This is a genomic window from Paenibacillus sp. FSL W7-1287 (assembly GCF_038004245.1).
GTDB classification, from domain to species: domain Bacteria; phylum Bacillota; class Bacilli; order Paenibacillales; family Paenibacillaceae; genus Pristimantibacillus; species Pristimantibacillus camelliae.
Genome location: NZ_JBBORD010000002.1, coordinates 530,138 through 555,232 on the forward strand (window position 1 = coordinate 530,138; position 25,095 = coordinate 555,232).

Sequence of the window (25,095 nt, forward strand, 5' to 3'; positions counted from 1 at the left end):
AACATACATTAGGAACTGTCCATTTTATAATTAGGATATTAATCGATTGAACGGTACGATCTCGTCAGAAAGGAGCACAGCGCTATGACTCCAACAACTGTTCACATAGAGAACATATTGCAGCGGCTAACTGAAATAACGTTAAGTGATTTCACAGCGATAGGTACTGCTAATACACATACTAGAAAAATACAATGGCGACCGTATTTCGGAAGCATTAGCAGTCGAACCGTAAAGATCAAACAGCAAATTTATTCTGGCCTGACTGGAGATGCACTTCGAACAGGAAGGTTTTTGCAGTCCAATGCTGCAAACAGTCATGCTACTGATTATAGTGAAGCGATTATGCTGATCGAGAAGCTGAAGCATATCGCTGTATGGCCAATATATCATAAGGGCCAACAATGCCGAGTGGTCATATTAATCGGTAAACGTGAGCAAGTTTCCTATGAGCCACATCAGATTACTGCGGCGGCAAAGCTTATTGAGGAGCTTGAACAGAACGGCGACTTCCCGATGCTGTGCTTTAACGAAAGTGTGCCCTGTAAATAAATCGAATATTGAACGACAATAAGCCTAGTTTTCGAATCGAACTTCATCCTCGAAGATGATTATAGCTGATTTTCAGACGGTGAAACGCTATAATGATAACAGGATTAAAGGTGAAGGGATTGTTTCGATGATTAGGCTTCTTATATGTGATGATCATGCAGTAGTTCGCTCGGGGCTCTCGATGTTGTTACACGGAAAAAATCAGATAGAAGTGGTAGGAGAAGCATCGGAGGGTGATGAGGCAATCGCACTATCTCAGCAGGTGAAGCCGCATGTTGTGCTGATGGACTTAAGCATGCCGCATGGTAAAGATGGAATGACAGCGTCAGCTGAATTAAAAAAGCTCATGCCAGAGGTCAATATATTAATATTGACGATGCATGATGACGAGCAGTATTTGTTCCAGGCGATTAAAGCAGGGGCATCAGGATATATTCTAAAAAATGCTCCTCATGAAGAGCTGCTTGGCGCGATTCAAGCTGTATCTGCGGGAGAGGCATATCTGTATCCTTCTGCAACGAAGAAGCTGATGAGTCAGTTTATTAATCAGCGTAACGTTAAAGCGGAAGACGATGAAATCTATAATATGCTCTCAGAGCGTGAGAAGGAAGTACTGAGCTGGCTTGCAAAGGGATATGCGAATAAGGAAATTGCGCAGCAGCTATTCATAAGTGTCAAAACAGTCGAGGCACATAAAAGTAATTTGATGGAGAAGCTAGGTTTGAAATCACGACCTGAGTTAATCAAATTTGCATTGCAAAAGGGGCTGCTGCATTTTGAAGATGAATAAAGCAATTAATCGTAATCAACGAAATCAATTTGAGCAAATGGATCTCTTTCTTTCTAATTTGGAGAAAAGCATGGAAGATAAACAGCTATTTGAGCTTACGAAGCAGCGTCTCATGCATCTCATTGATGTGCAGTATGCACTTAATGTTAGTTCAATTGTCGCGATTACTGACGTACGAGGGAAGATTACATACGTTAATGATAAATTTGTTGAAATATCAAAATACAGCGAGGAAGAGCTGATAGGGCAGGATCATCGCATTATCAATTCCGGCTATCATCCCAAGCAGTTTTTTAACGAACTATGGCGTACGATTTCATCTGGCAAGGTATGGACAGGTGAGATCAAAAATCGTGCGAAGGATGGCAGCTATTATTGGGTAAATACAACCATCGTGCCGTTTTTAGATGATCATGATCGCCCATATCAATATTTAGCCATTCGTAATGAAGTAACAAGTCTAAAGCAGGCTGAGAAGGACTTGAAGAAGATGATGGTTAAAGTGATGGAGGTTCAAGAAGAAGAAAGAAAGCGCATTTCACGAGAGCTTCACGATGGCCTCGGTCAAAGTCTATTCTCCTTTATGATTCAGATTGATCATTTGATTGCGCATCATAATGAGCTTGAGGCGCTGCAGCAGCTTCGAAACGAAGTATCTGGAATGATGCAGGATGTACGAAGTATGGCTTGGAATCTGCGGCCTTCAGTGTTGGATGATCTCGGTGTCGGACCTGCCATACGTACGTATATTGAAAACTATACGGACCACTTCGGAATCACCGTTACGTTGGAAGGCTCCTTGAAGCAAAGGCTGAGCTCTGTTAAGGAAACAGTGATCTATCGTGTTATTCAGGAATCTCTGACGAATATCGCGAAGTATGCAGATGTAGATGAGGCACAGATCAATATCGAGGATAAAGGGCATGAAGTCGTTATTACGATTAAGGATCATGGAGCAGGCTTTAAGCGGGGCGAGCTCGAACAAACAGGTGTAGGTCTGTTCAGTATGGAGGAGCGGGCGCAAGGTGTAGGCGGAATATTAGCGATTACTTCTGAGCCAGGTCATGGGACTAGTGTAGTTCTTACTATACCAAAGTAAAAACTAAGGAAAAGTGATATAGCGAGATTACTTCGTTGGTTTACTATGGTGTAGCAGCTCGGTGGAAAAGTCTCCTTTGATCTACAGAAAAATACGATTTTTGTGGAATTTGAATAAACGATAAATCCTCCGCTTTCAGTGTAGAAATACCAATCTGAAGGTAGGAGGATACATTTAAAATAAACAAGTGAAAAAATTCACGTAATATGTGATAAAAATCACATTCGCTGAACAGCGAGCATTGTATACTTAAGCCATAAAGAACACAGGGAGTGATTCAAATGTTAAAGTTTTGGAGAGACAATAAATACGCAGCAATCATTGTAGCGGTAGTTCGGATCGTACTTGGATATAAGTGGATAACGAGCGCATGGGGCAAGGTGACGACGGGAGGGTTTGATGCTACAGGATATTTAACAAATGCGATTAACAATCCTGTTGCTAAGGGCGATGAAGTGCTCTATCCAGTCTACAATGCATTCATTGAGCACATTGCTCTACCGATGGTAGATGTCATTAACGTCATTATCCCTTGGGGCGAGCTGTTAGTCGGAATTGGACTAATAACCGGTATACTCACATTACCAGCTGTATTCTTCGGATTACTAATGAACTTTATGTTCCTGTTCGCTGGAACGATCAGCACGAATCCACTGATGGTGCTGCTTGGCTTTATCATCATGCTGGCTGCAGGCAACGCAGGTAAATTCGGTGGAGACTACTTTGTAACACCTTGGCTTAAAGAAAAAGTAGGCAACAAAATTGCTGCTAGGTTCAAAAAAGCATAGCTAAACTGAACGCATGGAATAGAAAGTGAAAAAGTTCACAACTTATGTGATAAAAATCACAAAGTATCGGTTATAATCAAAATATAATTAAGTTATAAAAAACAGGGAGTGATTCATATGTTAAAATTTTGGAGAGAGAATAAATACGCAGCAATCATTGTAGCCGTTGTTAGAATTATACTGGGATATCAATGGATCAAAGGTGGATGGGGTAAAGTAACTGGCGGAGGCTTTGATGCTACAGGCTTTATGACCAATGCCATTAATAATCCTGTTGCAAAAGGCGATGAAGTGCTTTATCCGCTATACAATGGATTCATCGAAAACGTCGCTTTACCAATGGTAGATGTCATTAACGTAATTGTTCCTTGGGGCGAGCTGCTAGTCGGAATTGGATTAATTACAGGTATTCTTACTATACCAGCTGTCTTCTTCGGGCTATTAATGAACTTCATGTTTATGTTCGCTGGAACAGTAAGCACGAACCCGCTATTAGTACTACTTGGCTTCATCGTTATGCTGGCAGCAGGCAATGCAGGTAGATTCGGTGGAGACTACTTCGTAGCACCTTGGCTTAAAAAGAATATCGGTGCAAAGCTAACAAAAAGAGACAAAACAAAAACGGATGCTGCTGAATTAAAAACAGCGTAATGTATATAATGATTATGTTGAATATATGTAAGCTAAGCAGCTCTGGCACCAATGCTCGAGCTGCTTTTTTTACAGATAAGGTATGGAAACTGAGCTTGAAAAACGGTAAGCTGTTATTAAATAATGGAAAGGGGCTATTGTACATATGGCACTTAGAGAATGTATCTTTCACTTCAAATTTATCGATGGTCCTGAGACGAAAATGCTTCGTGCTCTTATCTTTTTACCGGACGATCGTCAGCCAAGTATTAAAGATTTTATCGCTGCTTTTGCTCAGCTTGGCTATAATGTTCAGTTAATCGATGAACGGGATTTGATCTTCGCACCAACGAACAGTAAAGAAACCTATAAGCTAGATATTACTAAGATCGAGATGAAGGGTGGCGACGAGCTGCCACAGCATGACGGCGAGCTTCGTTCTATTATTGAGCATTTACGCGGGGGCAAGTGGTAGAAGGCAATAGTTACTTTAACAAAGCATCTAGTCTGTTGACTAGATGCTTCTTTCTGTTGATTTCGAATAAAATATCATCCTATTTCTAAAACATTCTCTATCTCGCACCCACATAAGCCATGATATAGTATTAGGATAGACTGAATGGAGGTATAGCATCATGTATCATTCGCTCCTGAAACGGTATCGAAAAACAACATTTAAATATAGAACCGTAACGATCATTATGCTCAGTGTTATTATACCGTTTACATGTTTAAGCCTCGCATCCTTTATTACGATAAACTCAATATTATCCAATAAAGTAGAAGGATCCATACAAAGTAATTTAAGACAAGAAATATTGAATCTTGAAAATAATTTGAATAACTTGAATCATATCTCGCAGCAAATGGCTTTTGGAGTGAATAACAATAAGCTATTAGAGCTACTGCACGTAGAAGAAGACCCATTCACGAGATCTCGCTACCGAAACGACCTAAAGAGTGACTTGAATGTATTAACGTTCTCTAATCCAAATGTTGGGTTAACCTTTTATTACTTTATGGATCGTTCGATGGTCGATTTTGAAAATTTCTCGGTCAGAGAAGACTTTAGTGTTGAAGCGCTTCCACTAATGGAAAGCTATCCCGAGATCACTTACTATGGTCCGCATCGAAGCTATAACCGATCCAATAATCATCTAGTGTTCAGTACCATGCGTAAGGTAAATGTCACGCATGAGGACGTATATGTGTACATAGAAACCGGATTTAATACAACAACTGCATTATTTGAACCAGAAGATGAGATCAAGAAGTCGCGGCAAATGCTTATTCTAAACAATGAGGGAAAAATCACCTATAGCCAGAATGAAGAGATTTTTCCCGTGAATAGCAGCTTTCCCTTTATTAATGAAGAGACGAGCTCAGGAAAATTCGACAGATACATATGGCATCGTGAAGTAAGTAATCAAGGCTGGAGTATTGTGTCCATCTTCCCTAAAAACGAATTTAATCAAGAAAAAAACCAGTGGTTCATGCAGCTTATTATTCTTATTTTCGTGTTTGGCATTGCAGCGATCATTATCGGTACACTACTATCAAGAATGGTGTACAGACCACTTGAAAAATTCAATACGGAATTGAAATCTCTAGTTAATTCTAATGTAAAAGATAATACTGACATGATTCACATACCTGAATTCGATTACTTGCTATTCAAAACGAGAGAAATGAAGAAAAAAATATGGGAGCTTTACGGTGAAATTGAAGTTAAGGAGAAAAGAAGAGCTGATCTGGAGGTGGAGAAGCTGCTTTATCAAATTAATCCACACTTCCTTATGAATACACTAGATACTGTTCATTGGATTGCAATGATGAATGGGCAAAAGGAAATAGACAAGCTTGTCCTTTCACTTAATAAGCTGCTACAGTACAATTTGGGCAAGATGGGTGATGCAACAACGATTGGCGGGGAAATCGAAGCTTTAAAGGAATATATGCAGCTGCAACGCATTCGCTATAATTTTCAGTTCGACGTTGATATTGATGTAGATGAGGATGCGATGTCACTTACAATTCCTCGATTTATACTGCAGCCGGTAGTAGAAAACGCTCTCTATCATGGGGTAAGTGATGATGGCTATATACATGTCAACATATCGCTAGATAAGAGATTAGATATAACGATTCAAGACAATGGTACAGGCATGTCACAGGAACAAATGAATAAGCTGCTCCATCAAGATACTGCAGATAGCAAGAAGGTTGGAATGGGGATCGGAATGAAATATGTGATTCGAATATTAGAAGCGAATTACGGGCAAGAAGCAACGTTCCACATTAAAAGTGATGTGGGCAAAGGAACAATCGTTAAAATGAGTCTGCCAGTCAGTCGAGGAGAACGATAACTATGATATCTGTATTAATTGTAGATGATGAAAAAATTGTTAGAAAGGGTCTCGCTAGCTTTATGCCATGGGAAGAGTTCGGCATGAAAGTAATTGGAGAGGCCAATAACGGTGAGAATGCACTTAAATTTTTGGAATCCAATACGGTAGACCTTATGTTTACAGATCTTGCAATGCCAGTAATGTCTGGCATTGAGCTAATGAGGATCGTTACGACAACATATCCTCATATACAGATTGTCGTACTGACGCTGCATCAAGATTTTGATTATATTCAGGAAGCATTGCGCTTAGGGGCTATTGATTATATCGCAAAAACAGAGCTAGAAAAGGAGCAATTCGAGGATATATTAAGTCGAATAGCCTCATTGCTTGATATGAAGAAGATACGACAGCTTTCACAGCCGTCAATGGAAGATCAAGTGGCTTCAAGCATTTATGTAGCGTATCCGTTACACCCAAGCATTGAACTGGGTCAGGATGTACCAGGAGGGGCTGATGGAGGAGTAGAGGTTGAAGCAGGCGTATGGTATTGGAGCTATTGTCCTGAACCTATAATAGAGTCGTTCGCATACTTTTGCATTGAAGGAATCCACGGCATGGAGCGTAAAGAGCTGCTTAGACTGATTCGCAACTATAATCGTAACGGTCTTTTTTACGATTATAATCCTGATGTTCCACTGCAAACGATTTCAATAGAGGATTTGCATGAACGACTAGATTATGAAGTCGAGGTCGATATATCTGCTATTAAGCAAAGCTGGCTCGAATCAGACTGGATATTCGATGATAAGCTGTTCGAGAAGCGAATAGCAGAGCTTAGTGCGATTCAATTGCCTGCCATTCGCTTAATGCGATTATTTTTCTCTCTTACTGATGAATGGAACCGGATGTATAACAACGTATTGGATGAAGAGCTCGTCATGGAGGATCATTTCCTTACGTTTGTCCAATTCTCCCATTGGCTAAAGCTTACTAGACAGCAGCTTAGAGATTCTAGCGAGAAGCCACAATTCTCAATAGAAATACAAAGCAGCATTACAAGGGCAAAAACTTTAGCTCTGCAAAACTATAAAAACGCAGTGACCGCTGCAGAGATGGCTAAGCATGTCAATATGAGCTTGAGCTACTTTAGTCAGTGCTTTAAGCAAATTGTCGGCAAAACCTATACCGATTATATTAGAGATGTACGAATGGAGCATGCCAAAAACTATTTAGTGCATACGAGCAAAACGATACAATGGATTGCTGAGGAAGTTGGCTATAACGATGAGAAATATTTTAGTCGATTGTTTAAGGAATTTGTAGGTGTATTGCCTAGTGATTATAGACTAGGTCATCAACCTGATCGATTGCGTAAAAAATGATTAAGGAGGAGCATGTTCGAAAATAGGGTAGACGATTTTCGTACATGCTCCTTTCTTGCATAACATTATCCCCCTATTTAACACGTTTTATCTAACGCAAAATAGGGCTTCGAGACATTAAAATAAAACATGTAAACAAGCACAAGAAAAAAACTAGGGGGAATTGTAATGAAAAAAGGCTTGAAAATTGTCGCATTGAGCCTGGTCGCAGCTTTGAGTGTTACTGCATGCTCAGGTAATACGAACAATGGTGCTAGCAATGGTAACACTAGTCAAAAAGAAAGCGGAAGCGGGCAGACGGCTGTATCTACGGATACATTTGCTAAGTATGAGGAGCCTGTTGTTGTCTCGATTGGTAGATCCATCGATCCATCTTATACCTATGAAGGTAATGATACAGCAGAGAACAACTTGTATACACGTTGGTTATTAGATGCATACAACATCGAGATTAAACATGAATGGGAAGCAGCAAGCTCAGACTACGGTCAAAAGGTTAGCTTAGCAATAGGAAGTAATGATTTGCCAGATGCAATGATCGTAGATGAATCACAGCTTAGACAAATGGTGAAGGCAGATCAGCTAGCTGATTTAACAGAAGTGTACGAGCAGTACGGTTCAGAGCGTTTGAAGCAGATCTATGATTCCAATGAAGGTCTTTTAGAGGGTGTAACCTTTGATGGGAAGCTGTACGCATTACCTGAAACAACACTTCCGTCTGCACCACTAACTTGGATTCGTAAGGACTGGCTAGATGAGCTTAGTCTGAATGAACCGAAAACGATTGCAGATCTAGAGGAAGTTGCTAAAGCATTTATAGATAATAAAATGGGCGGGGACAATACGATTGGTGTTGTAGGTACGCAGCAGGGTGGCTCATTGTACTCAACCTTCCTATCTTCTAGTGACCATTTCTTAAACTTCTCTTCTGTATTTTTTGCTAAAGATGCATATCCTGGCATTTGGGTAAAAGATGATGAAGGCAAAGCAGTGTATGGTTCTACAACAGAGGAAACGAAGGAAGCTTTAGCTGTATTAAGAGATTGGTATGCAAGTGGCGTACTGGACAAAGAAGTTGGGATTAGAAAAAGTACACAGGAAGTAATCGCAAGTGGACAAACAGGTATTTTCTTTGGTCCATGGTGGTCAGCTTATAATATCATGGATTCAATCAAGAACGACGACAAAGCGAACTGGAGACCTTATGCTATCCCTGTCAATGAGGAAGGCAAGTTTAATTCCAATCAAGCAACAGGCAGCAGCTTTATTGTTGTAAAGAAATCATATAAAAACCCGGAGGCAGTCATCAAGCTTCTTAATATCCATGTAAATGAGAAGGAAGAAAGCTATAAAACGGCTGTTGGTAAAGAACTTACTTCTCAGGAAATTCCATTATTCCTTATTATGGGACACGGAGATCAGCTTGATTATGCTGTAAACACAACACAGAAGGTGCTTAGAGACGAGATTACGCTTGAAGAGGTAGATAAGCTGAACTATGGCTTCACATATGAAATCGCATCACACGTAAAAAATGTTAAGCTTGAGCCATTTGACAACTTTGATATTCAGTACTGGGATCAAGAATCTGATCCGGACTATTTCTCTCATCTTTATGCGCATTTGAACGGGGGCTCGACCTTCGTTAATGCAGATATCAATTGGGTAAAAAGTCTTGTAACGTCTCAAACTAAGACGATGCAAACAAGATGGTCGAATCTGAAAAAGCTTGAGGATGAAACATTCCTTAAAATCATTATGGGCAGCGCACCGATCGAAGAATTCGATGCCTTTGTAGAAAAATGGTATCAGCAGGGCGGAGATCAAATTTCACAAGAAGTTAACGATTTACAGTAAAGTGAAGAATAATGTTAGACGAGCGCAATGTCGCTCGTCTAGCATTATCCATTAAGGAGAATAGATATGCAGAATCGTAGTGCTTACAAACATTACTACTTAATGCTCCTGCCAGGTTTATTGTGGCTATGCTTTTTTAATTTACTACCGATGTATGGCATCGTCATGGCCTTCAAAGATTTTAATCCCGGACTCGGAATATTTCGTTCAGACTGGATAGGCTTTGAGCATTTCAAATATATGTTCGAGCTTGATGACAGTAAGCAGGTGTTTAAAAATACGATTATTATCGCAGTAATGAAGATGATTGGTAACCTCATCGTACCGATGCTTTTTGCATTAATGCTCAATGAAGTGAAAAATCGTTTATTTACACGCTCGGTACAAACGATTGTATATTTACCGCATTTCTTATCCTGGGTCATTATTGCCGGAATCCTGCTTGATATTTTCTCTTACACAGGACCAGTCAATCAACTACTCCAAACTTGGTTTGGAAAGGACCCGATTTTATTTTTTGCTAATGCAGAGCTTTTTCCATGGTTAGTCGTAATCAGTGATGTATGGAAGGAATTTGGCTTCGGAGCCATAATCTATTTTGCGGCCCTTACATCGATAAATCCTGAAATGTACGAAGCAGCTGCTATTGATGGGGCGTCCCAATGGAAACGATTAACAAGCATTACGTTACCTAGTATCTTACCTGTTGCGATATTGCTAGGTACATTAAGTCTTGGGAATATTCTAAATGCTGGCTTCGATCAAATATTCAACCTATATAACCCATCGGTATATTCTACCGGAGATATTATTGATACGTGGGTATATCGTGCTGGATTGATAGATATGCAATACGGTTTAGCGACCGCAGTAGGCTTGCTTAAATCAGTGGTCGGCCTTATCTTAATATCGATCTCATACACACTAGCATATCGTTTTGCGAACTATAGAATCTTTTAGCAGAGGATGAACGAAGATGATAGAAGAACGCTCTCTTATATCCAAGTTTTACAATGGATTTAATGTGATTTTAATTGTTGCGATCACACTATTATGTATTCTGCCAGTTTGGTATACATTGGTGGTCTCTCTGAGCGATAGAGCAGCTGTAGCAGCAGGGAATGTATTTCTGTTTCCAAAAGGATTTACGTTTTCTTCCTATGAAACAATTATTAGCGATAGCCAGTTTCTACGATCGTTTTTAATTTCTGTTCAGCGCGTGATCTATGGAACGATCATCACCTTTATCGTCGTATTGCTTATGGCATATCCTCTCTCGAAAACAAGTAAAGAATTCAAGCATCGTAATATCATTATGTGGCTGCTTATCTTCTGTATGTTGTTTAATGGCGGAATTGTACCTTGGTTTATGACGATGAAGTCGCTAGGACTGATTAACTCCATATGGGGATTAGTTCTTGGTGGTGGCTTACCTGTATTTAATGTCATCTTGGTCATGAATTTCTTCCGGAACCTACCAAAGGAAATGGAGGAATCGGCATTAATCGATGGAGCGGGTCCATGGCGTATTCTTTTCGGAATATTTTTACCGTTATCAACACCCGTTATCGCAACGATATTAGTGTTCACGATTGTCGGACATTGGAATGAGTTTTTCCAAGCACTTATGATCATGACGAAAAATGAAAACTATCCACTGCAATCATATATTAGACAAGTTACCGTAACACTGGATCCTTCAAAGGTAGATGCTGAAACGGCGAAACGGTTAACGAGCCTATCGAATCAGACGTTAAATGCAGCTAAAATCTTTATCTCTATGCTGCCACTGCTAGTTATTTACCCATTTTTTCAAAAGTATTTCGTTAAGGGGATTACGCTTGGTTCAGTAAAAGGATAATAAGTTGAAGGAGAATCATGATGAAAACAAGTGAAAATATACATCCAGATAAACAGCAAGGGCTGGATATCGAAGAGAAGCTATGGACACCTGGAGCTATAACTGCTGCAAAAGCATTAGAGGAAGGTGGCTATCTGTTTGAAACAGAGAGGGCAGCCATTCTGCTGCAGCCTGTAACAGAGCAGATCATTCGCGTAAAGCTAATGACTGCCCAAGAGTTAAGCTTTAAAACTACGATTGCCGTACAGCAAGATGTGTTTTGCAGCGTAGAAGGCGAATTAGTAGAAACGGAGGAGGCTTATCACGTAAAGCTTCCAGCTGCAAGTGCTGTAATTCATAAGCACAATGCTTGCGTCGATCTATATAATCAAGATGGTGAGCTCGTATCTAGCGATGTAGGGCTATATTCTTCGGCAAGAGGCAAATATGGCTGCAGAAAACAGAACGAGAAGGATTCGCATATTTATGGTCTAGGAGAAAAAACAAGCTTTTTGGATAAAGCAGGAGAGAAATATGATATGTGGAATTCGGATGTTTTTGATCCACATGTCCCTGAAATCGAATGCTTGTATGTATCTATTCCTTTTTTCATTCATTTTAACTATGATAAAGCGCCATATGGTATTTTCCTTGATAATCCAGGGAGAACGTCCTTTGACTTTAGATCATCGGAAGAATCCTATAGCTTTGAGGTGCAATCAGGAGAACTAGATTATTATTTCATTCTTGGTAATACGGTAAAGGACATCGTTTCCCGCTATAGCTCACTGACTGGACGTATGGATCTGCCACCAGCTTGGGCGATCGGTTATCATCAATCAAGATACAGCTATATGAGTCAGGATGAGGTAATTGCACTAGCTCATACCTTTAAGGAAAAGCAAATACCTGTTGATGCGATTCATTTAGATATTCATTATATGGATGAATACAGAGTATTTACATTTGATCCGATCCGTTTTCCACAGCCGCGTAAGATGATTGAGGAATTAAACGAATTAGGTATTCGTATTGTAACAATTGTTGATCCGGGAGTTAAGAAGGACCCTGATTATAAGCAATATCAGGCTGGGATATTGAATGATTATTTCTGCAAAAAGCTTGAAGGCGATCTGTTTTTTGGAGATGTATGGCCTGGAACAAGCGCATTTCCGGACTTTACAGAAGAAGAGATTCGTCAATGGTGGGGAGAGCAGCATCAATATTATACAGAGCTTGGAATCCACGGCATATGGAATGATATGAATGAACCAGCTGTGTTTAATACAACGAAAACGATGGATCTTGATGTTGTCCATCGTAATGACGGTGATCCTAAAACACATGGGGAATTGCATAATTTGTACGGCATGCTTATGTCCATGGCAACCCAGCAAGGATTGAAGCAACAGCTGTCTGGTAACCGACCATTTGTACTGACTCGTGCGGGCTACGCGGGAGTTCAAAAATACGCGGCCACTTGGACGGGAGATAATCGCAGCTTCTGGGAGCATCTAGCAATGTCTATTCCGATGGTTCTTAATCTAGGCTTATCCGGACAACCGTTCGCAGGACCAGATATTGGTGGATTTGCTCATCATGCATCACCAGAGCTGCTGGCACGCTGGACGCAAGCTGGTGTATTCTTCCCTTATTGCCGTAATCATAGCGTAATTGATTCGATTCGCCAGGAGCCATGGGCATTCGGTGAGGAGATTGAAGCGATCTGCCAAAGCTACATTCGAATGCGATATCAGTTTTTACCATATATCTACACACAATTCTATGAGGCGCATAAAACGGGTCTACCGATCATGAGACCATTGCTCTTAGAGTATGCTGACGATCGCAACGTATATAATCTATGTGATCAGTTTTTAGTAGGTACAGATTTGCTTGTTGCTCCTATCTTACGACCAAGCACAACAGCTCGTGCCGTATATCTTCCGGAAGGAGAATGGGTCGATTATTGGAGTGGCGAGCGCTATGAGGGCGGGAAAAATATATTAGCAGATGCGCCGCTTGAACGCCTTCCACTATATATTAGAGCAGGTGCGGTCGTTCCAAATATGATCAGCGATGCTTGGAAGCCGCAATTGAACGAAGAAGCAGCAATTAAACATATCGTATATGCCGCAACAAAAGGCAGTCAGATAAAAAGTCAATGGTATGAGGATGACGCGAATACGTATGACTATGAACAGGGGAGCTATAACCTGCTGCAATTTTCAACGAGCTTTGAACAAAACTCGATGAGTATCGATGTATCGTATGTGGCGAAGAACTTAACGAAGCAGCGTGAATCCATTAAAGTTGAAATCAAGGAGCTGCTCTTCACCCCAAGTCAAGTTATGATGTACGAACATGATGTAGTTGGACAGTGTGAATGGAGCTATAATGCCGAGACTCGCTCAATAGAGCTCGTGTTACCTAATCATTTTGATCATGCACATATCACTATTTCATAGAAATTAACTATAATTAAAAGCCCTTCAATACGGCCAGTTGCGGATCATCGTCAGCTGGCTGTATTGCATTGAACGAAATAGTATTCATCAATTATTGACGGTGTATGTTATATGAGTAATGCATGTTAGAATTAAGCGTAGTTCAGTCGAACTGCGCTTATTGCATGAATTGGATAGATAAGGGTGATGATTAATGACGATAAACCGGATATTCATCGTAGAGGACGATGTGAAGATCGCTCAGCTGTTGAAAGCGAAGCTCGAGCAATATTCCTATCACGTTACACTTGCAAGTGATTTTCGGAACATTAGTGAAGAAATTGAGCAGGCTGATCCTCACTTAATGCTGCTGGATATTAATTTGCCCTATTATGACGGATACTATTGGTGCAGGCAGGTAAGGAAAACATCGAATTTGCCAATCATATTTATCTCTGCACGAGAGGGCGAGATGGACCAAGTCATGGCCATCGAAAATGGCGGAGATGATTACATAACGAAGCCTGTACAATTGGAGCTGCTTGTTGCCAAAGTCCGTGGGCAGCTTAGACGCGCCTATGGCGAGTACGCTATGCCTTCTGTGCAAGAGACTGGCGCAGCTGAGCGAACAGAGGGATCAAGCGGTGAGCAAGGTCAAGAGCAGGAGCACGGTAAGCTTGAGGTTAATGGTGTCGTACTATGGCTTAACCGCAACGAGCTTCATTATGATGAGCAACACATTGACCTTACACGTAATGAACTGCTGTTAATGGAGATGCTGCTTGTTCAATGTGGAGAGGTCGTTGCACGTGATAAGCTGCTAGAGGCGCTTTGGGATGATGTGCAGTTTGTGGATGATAATACGTTAACCGTAAACATGACAAGGCTCAGAAAAAAGCTAAGTGAGCTCGGTTTGCCAAGTGCAATCGAAACGATACGTGGCCAAGGCTATAAGCTAAAGCTAAGTGAAGGAGAATAGGATGAAGAAGCTGCAAATTTATTTGCGTGATCGGCTGCTCGTCATCATTGGTCAGCTCGCCCTAGTTCTGTTAGGAGCGGGTCTGTTCCTTATTGAGCGTTACCGGCACGCAGCACTGATCGATCTCTCAAGTATGTACTATTACATTGTGTTAGCATGCGTAGCTATTGCGGTCGGGCATATGATTAACTACTTACGCATTCGGCCTTATTACGAATCCTTGCTTGAAGCAATACATAGTAAAGAGCCGCTCGAAGCGATTTATATATTGCATGGGGAGGTAAGTAAAGAGCAAGAGCTGATGCAGCAGCTGCTCGTTAATCAACAGAGAATGTATAAAAGCCAGCTTGATGCAATGGAGAGAAAACGCGAAATCCAGCATCATTTTACACTGCAGTGGGTCCATCAGATGAAAACACCGCTTTCGGTGCTCGATATGCAGCTGCAGCAAACAGCTGACCGATTAAAGCAGGGGAAGAGCTTGTCCACAAATGAGCAAGCTGATCTGAGTCGCAGCATGAGTGAGGAAACAGAAAAGCTAAACAATGGACTTGACCTGATGCTTAGCTCTGCGAGATTAGACAAGCTAGAGCTTGATCTGCATATTAAACCAGTAGAGCTCCATACGGTCATTCGCGAGTATATTAATCGCTATAAAAAGCTGCTTATTCAATATTCAATTTTTCCTAAACTAACTGGTGAGGCGATTGCAGCAACCGACCAAAAATGGTTTGGATTTATTATGAATCAGCTTATAACCAATGCAATTAAATACAGTAAGCTCAAGGCTGGCAGTAAAAGTCTATACATTGTAATTGACAAGCAGTCTGATGTAACGAGTGTAACGATAAAGGATGAAGGGATCGGTATAGCTGCAACGGATATTAAGCGGATATTTGATCCTTTCTTTACTGGTCAGAACGGACGAATGACTGGGGAATCGACAGGGATGGGGCTTTACCTCGCCAAGGAGGTTTGCCAGCGCTTAGGACATATGTTGAAGGTAAGCTCTTCACAGGGTGAAGGAGCAGAATTTACATTAATCATCAAGGAATCTGGTATTCATCGTTTGTAGCGTTGGTTAGATGAAGGTGACAACATTGTAAGGTTCTCTGAAAGGTACATCGATGTCTAAGCGCCATAGGCTTCGCTATAATAAAAGCATCAAAGAAAGCGATAAGGAGAATTTTACAATGAGTGTACTAAAAACGATAGCCCTTGGAAAAGTATATGGATCCAATAAAAATGTATTATATACTGCCTTGAAGGATGTTGATATAGAGATTGAAAAGGGAGAATTTGTTGGAGTGATGGGACCATCAGGAAGCGGTAAAACAACGCTTCTTAACCTGCTGGCAACGATTGATAAGCCGACGAGTGGTACGCTCGAGATCAACGGCATTGACCCGACAAAGCTTAATGATCACAAGCTTGCACTGTTTCGCCGACGGGAGCTAGGCTTTGTGTTCCAAGATTTTAACTTGCTGGATGCGTTAAGTGTGAAGGAGAATATAATTCTTCCTCTAGTCATGGAAGGCTTAAAGCCGAAACTGATCGAACAGAAGCTGAAGCCTATTGTACAGCTGCTGCAGATCGAGGATTTGCTTAACAAGCGCACATATGAGATCTCTGGTGGACAGAAGCAGCGTACGGCAATCGCACGCGCCATTATTCATGAGCCTTCACTGCTGCTGGCAGATGAGCTTACAGGCAATTTGGATTCGAAGGCCGCGAAGGATGTGATGGACACCTTGAAAAAAATGAATGAAGAGCTCAGTGCGACAATTCTTATGGTAACGCATGATCCATTCTCAGCAAGCTATTGTCAGCGCATTATCTTCATTAAAGATGGTCGTCCCTTTACGCAAATTAATCGCGGTTCAAGCAGACAAGTATTTTTCCAGCAAATTTTAGATGTACAGAGCATGCTAGGAGGGGATTTTGATGACCTTTCGTTCCCTCGCTCTTAAAAATGTAAAAGAAAATTGGCGTTCCTATAGTGCCTTTTTCTTAAGCAGCTTGTTTTCCGTGGCGATCTTTTACATTTACTATGCATTTCTTGTACATCCAGATGTCGTGAACGGTAAGCTGTTTGCTGCCAATCAGGTTCGAACTGGAATGAGTTTTTGCTTATACCTTATTGCGATCTTCAGCTTTATTTTCATTCTATATTCTAGTGGTTCCTTTTTGAAATCTCGTAAAAAGGAATTTGGATTGTTTTCTTTATTCGGCATGACACGAGTTCAGCTTCGTAAGCTTGTATTTATTGAAAATATGGTGATTGGGCTGTTGTCGACATTAGCGGGAATAGCGGCCGGCATTCTGTTTAGTAAGCTGTTCTTTATGGGATTAGGAGCAATACTGGAGCTAGAAGAACAAATTCGTTTTGCTGTGCCGATCAAAGCAGTCGTAATGACGATCATAATTTTTGTTGGAATATTTTTTGTTATTACGCTGTATACGACGATCCGTATGGGAAAAGGACAAATTATCGAGCTGCTTAAGGCTCATAAACAGCCGAAGGGTGAGTTGAAATATTCAAAGTGGCAGGTTGTTGTTGGATTAATTAGTATTGTGTTTGGTTATGGCTTAGCGGTTACCATGTCACCAGTTACATTTATTTTTACTGCATTGCCTGTGCTTGCCTTCGTCGTCACTGGCACGTATTTACTGTATTCTCAACTTAGTATTGTGTTTTTGAATGTACTCAAGCGAAGAAAGAACTTGTTCTATAACAAAACGAACATGCTAATTATTGGACAGCTTGGCTATAAAATTAAAGATAATGCACGAATCCTGTTTACGATCACCATACTTAGTGCGGTTGTCATGACGGCAATGGGTACGATCTATGTGCTGCATACATCAGGTAAAAATCAATCTTTTGTCGAAAGTCCATATGCGGTTGCATGGGTAGAGACAGCTGATCCTAATGTAGAGCAGCTGGACAGAAAAGTGCTAGACGAGCTTATCGCTAAGCATGAGCTAAACGTGAGCAAGGAGCAGCAAATTAACGGGTTAAAGCTTGAACAATATAAATTAAATATTAATGAAATTACTTATTCCTTCGGCAACGATGAGCTTTCGACGATGATTATTCCGCAATCTGAATTTAACGATAAAGTTAAAAGCAGTAAGCAGCTTAATCTGTCGAATGAAGAAGCAGTAGTTTCGAAGAGTTATTTTAATAATTTGGTCGATTATACTGGAACAATCAAGGGGAACGTTGGCGATCAAGCGATAGAGCTACCAGTTACTGAGATTCGTACAGATACGGTCATGAACACAATTTATTATTGGAGCTACTTTCTCGTCATCGTATCCGATGAATATTATGAGCAGCTATTAACGCATGAGAATGTACAGACGTTTACAATACATGGCATTGAACTTTCTGATTTGAATAAAAGCTTGCCGATGCTTGAGGAGCTAAGCAGTCATATCTCCGAAGCAGCAGATGAAAACGTTCATTACACACGTAATATCGTATATCAAAACTTTGTACAATCTACTTCCTTAACGATTTTTATCGGGATGTTTATCTGCTTGCTATTCTTTATTGCTGCAGGTTCATTGATTTACTTTAAGCTATTTACCGAGCGAGATGAGGATGTGGCGATGTTCAAAGGCTTAAGTCGAATCGGTATGACCTATAAGGAAATGAGAAAAATTATTACGACGCAAATCGGCATTATCTTTTTCCTTCCATGCATCGTTGGCATCATTCATGCGTTGTTCGCGATGCTGGCACTTGATAGTTTGCTGGGGGAAACATATTGGATGTACGCGATGATTGTGTTTGGGATCTATGTTGTGATGCAGATCATTTACTTTATTATTGCAAGTAATAGTTATTTACACAGCATTGGTAAAGGCTCCAATCCTGTAACATAATTTACGAAACAACGCAGTGGGAGAAACAAGCAATAGGGCTGTTATGATCTGAGAGAGATCATAAGCAGCCCTATTATGCTATTCTCGAAGGAAAGATAGGACTTGTCACCATTTGAGGAGGAGATGTAATGAAAGTGACCAATCAGAACGGATCGGCATTGAGTTTTATTAGCGATTGCGAATACCTGGAGCATGATATACGTAAACATCGCCTGCACGATATTCAGCATCCGTTGAGCAGGAATAGCATAGTCCATTAGTAAAGTCGACCAGTGATAAGCGGTAGCCATGCTTCGCTCCGGTATCAATGCCTATTCTGCATTCATCGACAAACAGTGAGCCAGGATTGACTCCAAGCTTGAATGTTGGTGTATGGCCGAACACGATGCGCTGACCAGCCGTTCCCCCCGCATCTGAGTCTAGCTTAGTTCGCAATGTAGAAAGCGGATGCCTTGTGAAGGACTCCCGAATCTCTGTCAATTCTCGCAAAGGATGCAGATTAAGCTGTAGACCTGGTCTAACTCCAGCGTGTACGAAAAGATATCCATTTTCTTTATAGTAGGATGGCAGCTTACGGATAAAGCGTAAATATCTAAGACGTTGTGCCGCACTTCCGCGTCTTAGGGTTGCCAATTTAAGCTCATGATTGCCTGGTAGAGCAACGGCTCCCTTATCCACTAGCTGGTGCACAGTATCGACGAGACGCCAAGTAATCGGTTCCCCAGCTTCAATAAAGTCCCCCAAAATGACAAGCTGATCCTTGCTCGCGTCGTACTTTGCGGCTTCAAGCAGTGAAAGAAAGCCTTGCCGATGTCCGTGAATGTCTGATATAGCCAGCAGCCGTCGTTTTGAGCGTCTAGCTGATCCATGCTGCACTGCATTCACTACCTTCTTTTTTAGTTGAAGTCCTACACTTAATATATACGCGAAGTGCCCTAAATGTCTCGGACAGCAGTCTAGTTTACATTATATTAGCCTGTCTTTTTCATAAGTGCATCGCTCTTAAGCGTTTGCCAGACCAGCGAGTCATATGGTATGTTGAAGCATATGCGATAGATTGGAGTTATCTATATGAAGTCATTAGTTTTAGCTGAAAAACCAAGTGTAGCGAAGGAAATTGCACGTGTGCTAGGCTGCACCAATAAATCAAAAAGCTATATTGAAGGCCCTAAGTATGTTGTAACATGGGCGCTAGGGCATCTTGTTGAGCTAGCAGAGCCAGAGGCTTACGATAAAAAATATAAAACGTGGGCGTTAGAGGATTTGCCATTGCTTCCTCAGCGCATGAATATCCGAGTAATGAGGGAAACCTCGCATCAGTTCAAAGCGATTGCGGCACTCAGTAAGCGTACGGACATAAAGGAGCTTATTATCGCAACGGATGCTGGAAGAGAAGGAGAGCTCGTTGCGCGCTGGATTATGGAGCTCATCCATTGGAAGAAGCCGTTTTATCGGCTATGGATTTCTTCACAGACGGATCAAGCGATTCGTGACGGCTTTAGTAAGCTTAAGCCAGGAGCGGAATATAATAACCTATATCGCTCGGCAGTATGTCGGGCTGAAGCCGATTGGCTGATTGGGCTTAATATGACGCGCGCACTCACATGTAAATACAATGCACAGCTTGCAGCAGGACGTGTTCAGACGCCGACGCTTTCTATCATTATGGAACGCGAGCAGGAGATTGCTCAGTTTCAGGGCAAGCCTTATTGGCAGCTGCAAGCACAGCTTGGCGGCTTTACCGCAATGTGGAAGCAACAATCGTCACATGACGGTAGACTATGGCAGCAAGAGCAGGCTGGGCAGATCAAAGAGAGCATAAAGGATGTAAAGCAAGCCATAGTAGCGTCGCTTAAAGTTAGTGAGAAGCAAGAGCAGCATCCGCTTGCCTATGATTTGACAGAGCTGCAGCGGGATGCGAATAAAAAGCTCGGCTTCTCTGCTAAGATGACGTCGAATGTACTGCAGAAGCTGTACGAGCAGCACAAGCTCGTTACGTATCCCCGGACAGATTCACGTTATTTAACAAGCGATATGGCATCGACACTTAAGGTGCGTTTAGAGCGAATTGCGATAGGACCTTATCGCGATTATGCGAAGGCTATACTGAAGAAGCCACTTAATATTACAAAGCGTATCGTTGATGACAGCAAGGTCAGTGATCATCATGCGATTATTCCGACAGACGAGCCTGTTCAGCTCAATGTGCTGACTAACGATGAACGTCGTCTATATGATCTAATTGTCCGGAGATTTCTAGCTTTATTCAGCGGCCCATATCGTTACGATGAGACGAGCGTCGAGCTAGCAGTTAAGGATCAACGATTTTATGCGAAAGGCCGAGTCGAAAAGGACAAGGGCTGGCGTGAGGTTTATACCGTATCAAGGGAGCCTGAGGAGCAGGAGGAGGAGCTGGCACTGCTGCCAACTCTAAAGAAGGGAGATCAGGTTGCGCTGCGCGGCATACAAGTTAAATCAGGCATGACAACACCGCCCCCGCGTTATACAGAGGCATCGTTGCTCTCCATCATGGAAAAGCATGGTCTTGGTACCCCGGCTACCCGTGCTGATATTATAGAGAAGCTCCTATCCACGGAAACGATTGAACGTCGTGGACACTCGCTGCACCCAACAGCGAAGGGCAAGCAGCTTATCGAGCTTGTTGTAGAGGAGCTAAGAAGTCCGCAGCTGACTGCAAAATGGGAGAAACAGCTGGAGGATATCGCGCGCGGACGAGGCGATGCGAAGCAGTTTATGGCTCATATAAGAACGCAGGCCGAGCAATGGGTCGGTCAAGTGAAGCGTGAGAACAAAGAGTATAAGCCGCACAATATAACCAATTCTCGCTGTCCGCAGTGTAGCGAGCCGTTGCTTGAGGTGAAGGGTAAGCAAGGCAAGCGATATGTGTGCGCGAGCAGAGAATGTAATTATAAGCGGATGGCAGAGCCAATCAAAATTAATAAGCGTTGTCCGCAATGTCGTAAGAAAATGGAGCTGCACGACGGGAAGGCAGGAAAATATGCTCAATGCCGTCCTTGTAATGTCATCGAGAAGCTGGATGATAAAGGAAATGCTAAAGTAAATCGTAAAGAAACAGCGAAGCTTCTTAAGCAGTATAGTAATGATGGCGGAGGGCTAGGTAACAGCCTTGCTGAAAAGCTAAAGGCGGCACTAGAACAAAATGAGTAAGCAATGATATAGGGATAATAAAAAGCCCGCATGTTTTTCGATCGAATCGGAAAACATGCGGGCTTTTGTATTTCATCTATGAAACTTAAAGTCTAGTAGACGGCTGCACAAGAGTTATAGACTATCTTTCATATACTGTTAAAGGTAGTTCAAAAAGAACGCCTTTGATCACGAAGTTTTACTGAAAGCTAATTCGGCATCGAATTTTGAATTCAGCGGGGTCTTCCAGTGCTCACGTACATATTGCGTACGCTGCGCTCTTCAGCCCCCTAGCTTTATTCAAACTTCTCGGCGCTGAAAGGCGATCTTTTTTGAACATCGATTTGAAGAGGTAGTTCAAAAAGAACGTCTTTGATCACGAAGTTTTACTAAAAGCTAATTCGGCATCGAATTTTGAATTCAGCCGAGCTTTCCGATGCTCACGTACCAAAAACGTACGCTGCGCTTCTCAAGCTCTAGCTTTATTCAAACTTCTCGGTGCTGAAAGGCGATCTTTTTGAACATCGATTTGAAGAGGTAGTTCAAAAAGAGCGTCTTTGATCACGAAGTTTTACTGAAAGCTAATTCGGCATCGAATTTTGAATTCAGCCGAGCTTTCCGATGCTCACGTACCAAAAACGTACGCTGCGCTTCTCAAGCTCTAGCTTTATTCAAACTTCTCGGTGCTGAAAGGCGATCTTTTTGAACATCGATTTGAAGAGGTAGTTCAAAAAGTCCGCCTTTGATCACGAAGTTTTACTGAATGTATATTCGGCATCGAATTTTGAATTGGAACGTTAGATAGAACTGAAAGGAGAGACTTATATGTCTTGGCATACTGGTCGTAAAATCGCAAGCAAGACCGTTAAGCAAGCTGCACTGCTGTCTCATCCTGAAATAGCATCGCATATACCTCCAACTAGAAGCTTTAGCTATGAGAATTTAAGAGATATGCTCTATCAGCATAGTATGGTTTATATTAAACCAGTCGTAGGAACTGGAGGCAATGGGGTCATTCAGGTTAAGAAAACTACGGAAGGCTTTGCCTTTCATGCTAAAAGCAGTATTCAGCGTTTTCAAAGCTTTGACGCTATGTTTCAACAATTAAAAAGAAAAATGAGAAATCGTAAGTATATGATACAGAAAGGAATAGATCTGCTGACGATAGATGGTTGCCCAGTAGATTATCGTGTAAAGTATGTGTACGAATCCGGAAAGTGGCATTATCGCGCCATTGTAGGCCGTAAAGCTAAACGAGGTCTTGCCGTTACAAACTTGACACAGGGTGGTAAGCTGCTGCAAGGCTCCGTAGCTATTCGTAAAACGCTGGGAAGCGGTGCGGTACAAAGTAAGAAAGGGCAGATGCGCCGATTAACCGAGCTTAGCACCAATGTCCTTACTAGACAGTATCCTGGACTGACTCATCTCGGCTACGATTATGGCATTGATAAGTACGGTAAGGTATGGATGCTGGAAGTGAATACGAATCCTCACTAAGGACGAGAGGCATAGTATAATAGTCTTATAGATTGATAGTGTAAATTAATAGAAAAATAGTTTCTATTAATTATTTTTATAGGACTGTTGGATTAACGGACTGTGGATAACTGTATCCACATTATACCATTAGTTAAACGTGGAAATTTGACAAATATACACATCAAATACACAACATATCCACAATAGTTTGTTAATAATGGCAAGTCTTGTCGTATTTCGAAATAGATGCTAGTATTGGGTTAATCCAATAATTAGGAGGTGGTTGTAGTGAGGACTTTGAGTGATGAGCAGATGAAAGAGCTATATATTGAGGCTGTATCGAAGGATGTTGATAGCGATTTTATTCAGCTGATCGTGATAGAGCTACAACGACGTGGACTCGGAGTTCACATGGCCCCATCCAAATTGACGGAGCACCAATATACGGCATAACACAATGAAAACGGATTAGATGATGCAATTGATCTACTTATTCGTATTGGTAAGGTTAGAAAGTCGATATAGATAAAGAAAGGGAGGCTATTGTGCAACACGCTAATTGCAGTGTTGCACAATAGCCTCCCTTATATTTATTACACCTAACCTACAGCTTCATATTACTGCTATGTCCTGGAGACAGCTTAGCCGTTGGATCAACATATACCTTTGCGTTATTGATCGCTGTTGGAGCTTCACCGAAGCCTACAGCAATGAGCTTCAATTTACCTGGATATGTTGTAATATCGCCAGCTGCAAAAATACCAGCAATATTGGTTTCCATTCGAGTATCCACGACGATAGAACCACGTTCAATCTCAATTCCCCATTCAGCTATAGGGCCAAGAGAAGATACGAAGCCAAAGTTAACGATCACAGCATCAACGTCAATCGTTTGTTCTTCTTTGCTCTTAACATCCGTAAGCGTCACGCTAGTAATTGTATCATCACCATGCAATGCTGTTATTTCAGTTGGCGTAATAATGTTAACAGAAGAATTCATAAGCTGCTCAACACTATGCTCATGAGCTCTGAATTTATCACGACGATGTACAAGCGTTACGCTTTTAGCAATTGGTTCAAGCATAAGTGCCCAGTCTACGGCAGAGTCACCGCCGCCGCTAAGTAGAACGCGTTGATCTTTAAACCGATTCAAATCACCAACGAAATAGTGTAAGTTCGTTTTTTCAAATTTTTCAGCCTCTGACAATTCAAGACGTCGAGGAGAGAAGGCTCCTACTCCAGCTGTAATAATAACCGATTTTGCATAATGAACCGCTTTGTCCGTCGTTACCTCGAAAAGGCGCTCATCAAGCTTTTTAACGTTGGTTACTTTTTCTTCTAAGCAAATCTCTTGCTCGAATAAGGACATTTGTTGCTTCAAACGATCGACTACCTCTTGAGCAGTTACTTTAGGGAAGCCGGCAATATCATAAATATATTTCTCAGGATATAAGGCAGCAAGCTGACCGCCTAGCTGAGGCATGCTTTCAACAATTTTAACAGAAGCGTGGCGCATACCACCATAAAATGCTGCAAACATGCCAGCAGGGCCGCCACCGATAATTAAAATATCTACTGCTTCTGTTTGACTTACGGGATTAGTCATGATTTACCTCCAACATTCTATTTATAAATACCCTATTATTATAGACAATTATTTGCCAGAAAGGAATGCGCGTTTTGTAATTTTCACTATGATTAATTGTGCAGTATGCTAAATATTTTCGTATAAAATAACCTTGAAAATATGATTGAAAGTCTGTATCATTTCTGATGTATATATGCAAGCTGTAAAATTAACTCCTGTTAGCGTTTGTCTTAACGACATTTTTCATGCAC

21 protein-coding genes are annotated in these 25,095 nt (G+C 41.4%); 19 read left to right on the plus strand and 2 right to left on the minus strand.

Going from position 1 to position 25,095, the window contains the following annotated elements:
• Positions 1–84: 84 nt before the first annotated feature.
• The 16 genes from NSQ99_RS22395 (at position 85) to NSQ99_RS22470 (ending at position 18,609) form a co-directional block, all read left to right on the plus strand.
• Complete coding sequence (locus tag NSQ99_RS22395) at positions 85–552, plus strand: GAF domain-containing protein (protein ID WP_340839159.1); 468 nt, start codon at positions 85–87, stop codon at positions 550–552.
• Between the two features lie 127 nt (positions 553–679).
• Positions 680–1,342, plus strand: coding sequence for a response regulator transcription factor (locus NSQ99_RS22400; protein ID WP_340839234.1), 663 nt, complete (start codon positions 680–682; stop codon positions 1,340–1,342).
• Positions 1,335–2,441, plus strand: coding sequence for a PAS domain-containing sensor histidine kinase (locus tag NSQ99_RS22405; RefSeq protein ID WP_445670577.1), 1,107 nt, complete (start codon positions 1,335–1,337; stop codon positions 2,439–2,441). Before NSQ99_RS22400 ends, NSQ99_RS22405 begins: the two co-directional genes overlap by 8 nt.
• Before the next feature lie 281 nt (positions 2,442–2,722).
• The gene (locus tag NSQ99_RS22410) at positions 2,723–3,229 is read left to right on the plus strand and encodes a DoxX family protein (protein ID WP_251668445.1); all 507 of its coding nucleotides are present in this window, start codon (positions 2,723–2,725) and stop codon (positions 3,227–3,229) included.
• Positions 3,230–3,346: 117 nt separating this feature from the next.
• Entirely contained in the window at positions 3,347–3,880 is a 534-nt protein-coding gene (locus NSQ99_RS22415) for a Crp/Fnr family transcriptional regulator (RefSeq protein WP_340839160.1), read from the plus strand.
• A gap of 145 nt (positions 3,881–4,025) precedes the next feature.
• Positions 4,026–4,334, plus strand: a complete 309-nt coding sequence (locus NSQ99_RS22420; protein ID WP_251668449.1) for a hypothetical protein — start codon at positions 4,026–4,028, stop codon at positions 4,332–4,334.
• 160 nt (positions 4,335–4,494) lie between these two features.
• On the plus strand, positions 4,495–6,225 hold the full coding sequence (locus tag NSQ99_RS22425; RefSeq protein WP_251668451.1) for a sensor histidine kinase: 1,731 nt from the start codon (positions 4,495–4,497) through the stop codon (positions 6,223–6,225).
• A 2-nt stretch (positions 6,226–6,227) separates the two neighbouring features.
• Positions 6,228–7,592 (plus strand): response regulator transcription factor, encoded by a 1,365-nt coding sequence (locus tag NSQ99_RS22430; RefSeq protein ID WP_340839161.1) that lies wholly within the window; start codon positions 6,228–6,230, stop codon positions 7,590–7,592.
• A gap of 168 nt (positions 7,593–7,760) precedes the next feature.
• Positions 7,761–9,449: an extracellular solute-binding protein gene (locus NSQ99_RS22435; protein WP_340839162.1), complete on the plus strand. Its 1,689-nt coding sequence runs from the start codon at positions 7,761–7,763 to the stop codon at positions 9,447–9,449.
• 66 nt (positions 9,450–9,515) lie between these two features.
• Positions 9,516–10,409, plus strand: a complete 894-nt coding sequence (locus tag NSQ99_RS22440; protein ID WP_251668461.1) for an ABC transporter permease — start codon at positions 9,516–9,518, stop codon at positions 10,407–10,409.
• Between the two features lie 16 nt (positions 10,410–10,425).
• Positions 10,426–11,310, plus strand: coding sequence for a carbohydrate ABC transporter permease (locus NSQ99_RS22445; RefSeq protein WP_340839163.1), 885 nt, complete (start codon positions 10,426–10,428; stop codon positions 11,308–11,310).
• 17 nt (positions 11,311–11,327) lie between these two features.
• Positions 11,328–13,757 carry a glycoside hydrolase family 31 protein gene (locus tag NSQ99_RS22450; protein WP_340839164.1) on the plus strand — a complete coding sequence of 810 codons (2,430 nt, stop codon included), beginning with the start codon at positions 11,328–11,330 and terminating at the stop codon, positions 13,755–13,757.
• Between the two features lie 199 nt (positions 13,758–13,956).
• The gene (locus NSQ99_RS22455; protein ID WP_340839236.1) at positions 13,957–14,715 is read left to right on the plus strand and encodes a response regulator transcription factor; all 759 of its coding nucleotides are present in this window, start codon (positions 13,957–13,959) and stop codon (positions 14,713–14,715) included.
• Position 14,716: 1 nt separating this feature from the next.
• Positions 14,717–15,790: a sensor histidine kinase gene (locus NSQ99_RS22460; RefSeq protein WP_340839165.1), complete on the plus strand. Its 1,074-nt coding sequence runs from the start codon at positions 14,717–14,719 to the stop codon at positions 15,788–15,790.
• A 118-nt stretch (positions 15,791–15,908) separates the two neighbouring features.
• The gene (locus NSQ99_RS22465; protein ID WP_251668468.1) at positions 15,909–16,685 is read left to right on the plus strand and encodes an ABC transporter ATP-binding protein; all 777 of its coding nucleotides are present in this window, start codon (positions 15,909–15,911) and stop codon (positions 16,683–16,685) included.
• Complete coding sequence (locus tag NSQ99_RS22470; RefSeq protein ID WP_340839166.1) at positions 16,660–18,609, plus strand: ABC transporter permease; 1,950 nt, start codon at positions 16,660–16,662, stop codon at positions 18,607–18,609. Before NSQ99_RS22465 ends, NSQ99_RS22470 begins: the two co-directional genes overlap by 26 nt.
• A gap of 168 nt (positions 18,610–18,777) precedes the next feature.
• Here the strand turns inward: NSQ99_RS22470 and NSQ99_RS22475 are convergent, their stop codons facing one another.
• A complete protein-coding gene (locus NSQ99_RS22475; RefSeq protein ID WP_340839167.1) occupies positions 18,778–19,494 on the minus strand; it encodes a metallophosphoesterase in 717 nt (238 codons plus the stop codon).
• A 186-nt stretch (positions 19,495–19,680) separates the two neighbouring features.
• On the opposite strand from NSQ99_RS22475, the gene NSQ99_RS22480 reads away from it, so the two are divergent.
• The 3 genes from NSQ99_RS22480 to sda all read left to right on the plus strand — a co-directional run bounded on the left by NSQ99_RS22480 (position 19,681) and on the right by sda (position 23,709).
• Positions 19,681–21,798: a DNA topoisomerase III gene (locus NSQ99_RS22480; RefSeq protein WP_340839168.1), complete on the plus strand. Its 2,118-nt coding sequence runs from the start codon at positions 19,681–19,683 to the stop codon at positions 21,796–21,798.
• 804 nt (positions 21,799–22,602) lie between these two features.
• The gene (locus tag NSQ99_RS22485) at positions 22,603–23,274 is read left to right on the plus strand and encodes a YheC/YheD family protein (protein WP_340839169.1); all 672 of its coding nucleotides are present in this window, start codon (positions 22,603–22,605) and stop codon (positions 23,272–23,274) included.
• Between the two features lie 270 nt (positions 23,275–23,544).
• A complete protein-coding gene (gene sda, locus NSQ99_RS22490) occupies positions 23,545–23,709 on the plus strand; it encodes a sporulation histidine kinase inhibitor Sda (RefSeq protein ID WP_251668476.1) in 165 nt (54 codons plus the stop codon).
• 151 nt (positions 23,710–23,860) lie between these two features.
• Here sda and NSQ99_RS22495 read toward each other — a convergent pair whose 3' ends face one another.
• Positions 23,861–24,862: an NAD(P)/FAD-dependent oxidoreductase gene (locus tag NSQ99_RS22495; protein ID WP_340839170.1), complete on the minus strand. Its 1,002-nt coding sequence runs from the start codon at positions 24,860–24,862 to the stop codon at positions 23,861–23,863.
• Between the last annotated feature and the right edge of the window lie 233 nt (positions 24,863–25,095).

Bases quoted from the DNA above. Each gene is read 5' to 3' on its own strand.
- NSQ99_RS22435 (WP_340839162.1), top strand. From the start codon at position 7,761: ATGAAAAAAGGCTTGAAAATTGTCGCATTGAGCCTGGTCGCAGCTTTG.
- NSQ99_RS22425 (WP_251668451.1), top strand. From the start codon at position 4,495: ATGTATCATTCGCTCCTGAAACGGTATCGAAAAACAACATTTAAATAT.
- NSQ99_RS22400 (WP_340839234.1), top strand. From the start codon at position 680: ATGATTAGGCTTCTTATATGTGATGATCATGCAGTAGTTCGCTCGGGG.
- NSQ99_RS22480 (WP_340839168.1), top strand. From the start codon at position 19,681: ATGAAGTCATTAGTTTTAGCTGAAAAACCAAGTGTAGCGAAGGAAATT.
- NSQ99_RS22465 (WP_251668468.1), top strand. From the start codon at position 15,909: ATGAGTGTACTAAAAACGATAGCCCTTGGAAAAGTATATGGATCCAAT.
- NSQ99_RS22430 (WP_340839161.1), top strand. From the start codon at position 6,228: ATGATATCTGTATTAATTGTAGATGATGAAAAAATTGTTAGAAAGGGT.
- NSQ99_RS22395 (WP_340839159.1), top strand. From the start codon at position 85: ATGACTCCAACAACTGTTCACATAGAGAACATATTGCAGCGGCTAACT.
- NSQ99_RS22470 (WP_340839166.1), top strand. From the start codon at position 16,660: ATGACCTTTCGTTCCCTCGCTCTTAAAAATGTAAAAGAAAATTGGCGT.
- NSQ99_RS22445 (WP_340839163.1), top strand. From the start codon at position 10,426: ATGATAGAAGAACGCTCTCTTATATCCAAGTTTTACAATGGATTTAAT.
- NSQ99_RS22405 (WP_445670577.1), top strand. From the start codon at position 1,335: ATGAATAAAGCAATTAATCGTAATCAACGAAATCAATTTGAGCAAATG.
- NSQ99_RS22415 (WP_340839160.1), top strand. From the start codon at position 3,347: ATGTTAAAATTTTGGAGAGAGAATAAATACGCAGCAATCATTGTAGCC.
- NSQ99_RS22420 (WP_251668449.1), top strand. From the start codon at position 4,026: ATGGCACTTAGAGAATGTATCTTTCACTTCAAATTTATCGATGGTCCT.
- NSQ99_RS22440 (WP_251668461.1), top strand. From the start codon at position 9,516: ATGCAGAATCGTAGTGCTTACAAACATTACTACTTAATGCTCCTGCCA.
- NSQ99_RS22460 (WP_340839165.1), top strand. From the start codon at position 14,717: ATGAAGAAGCTGCAAATTTATTTGCGTGATCGGCTGCTCGTCATCATT.
- NSQ99_RS22410 (WP_251668445.1), top strand. From the start codon at position 2,723: ATGTTAAAGTTTTGGAGAGACAATAAATACGCAGCAATCATTGTAGCG.
- NSQ99_RS22495 (WP_340839170.1), bottom strand. From the start codon at position 24,862: ATGACTAATCCCGTAAGTCAAACAGAAGCAGTAGATATTTTAATTATC.
- NSQ99_RS22485 (WP_340839169.1), top strand. From the start codon at position 22,603: ATGTCTTGGCATACTGGTCGTAAAATCGCAAGCAAGACCGTTAAGCAA.
- NSQ99_RS22450 (WP_340839164.1), top strand. From the start codon at position 11,328: ATGATGAAAACAAGTGAAAATATACATCCAGATAAACAGCAAGGGCTG.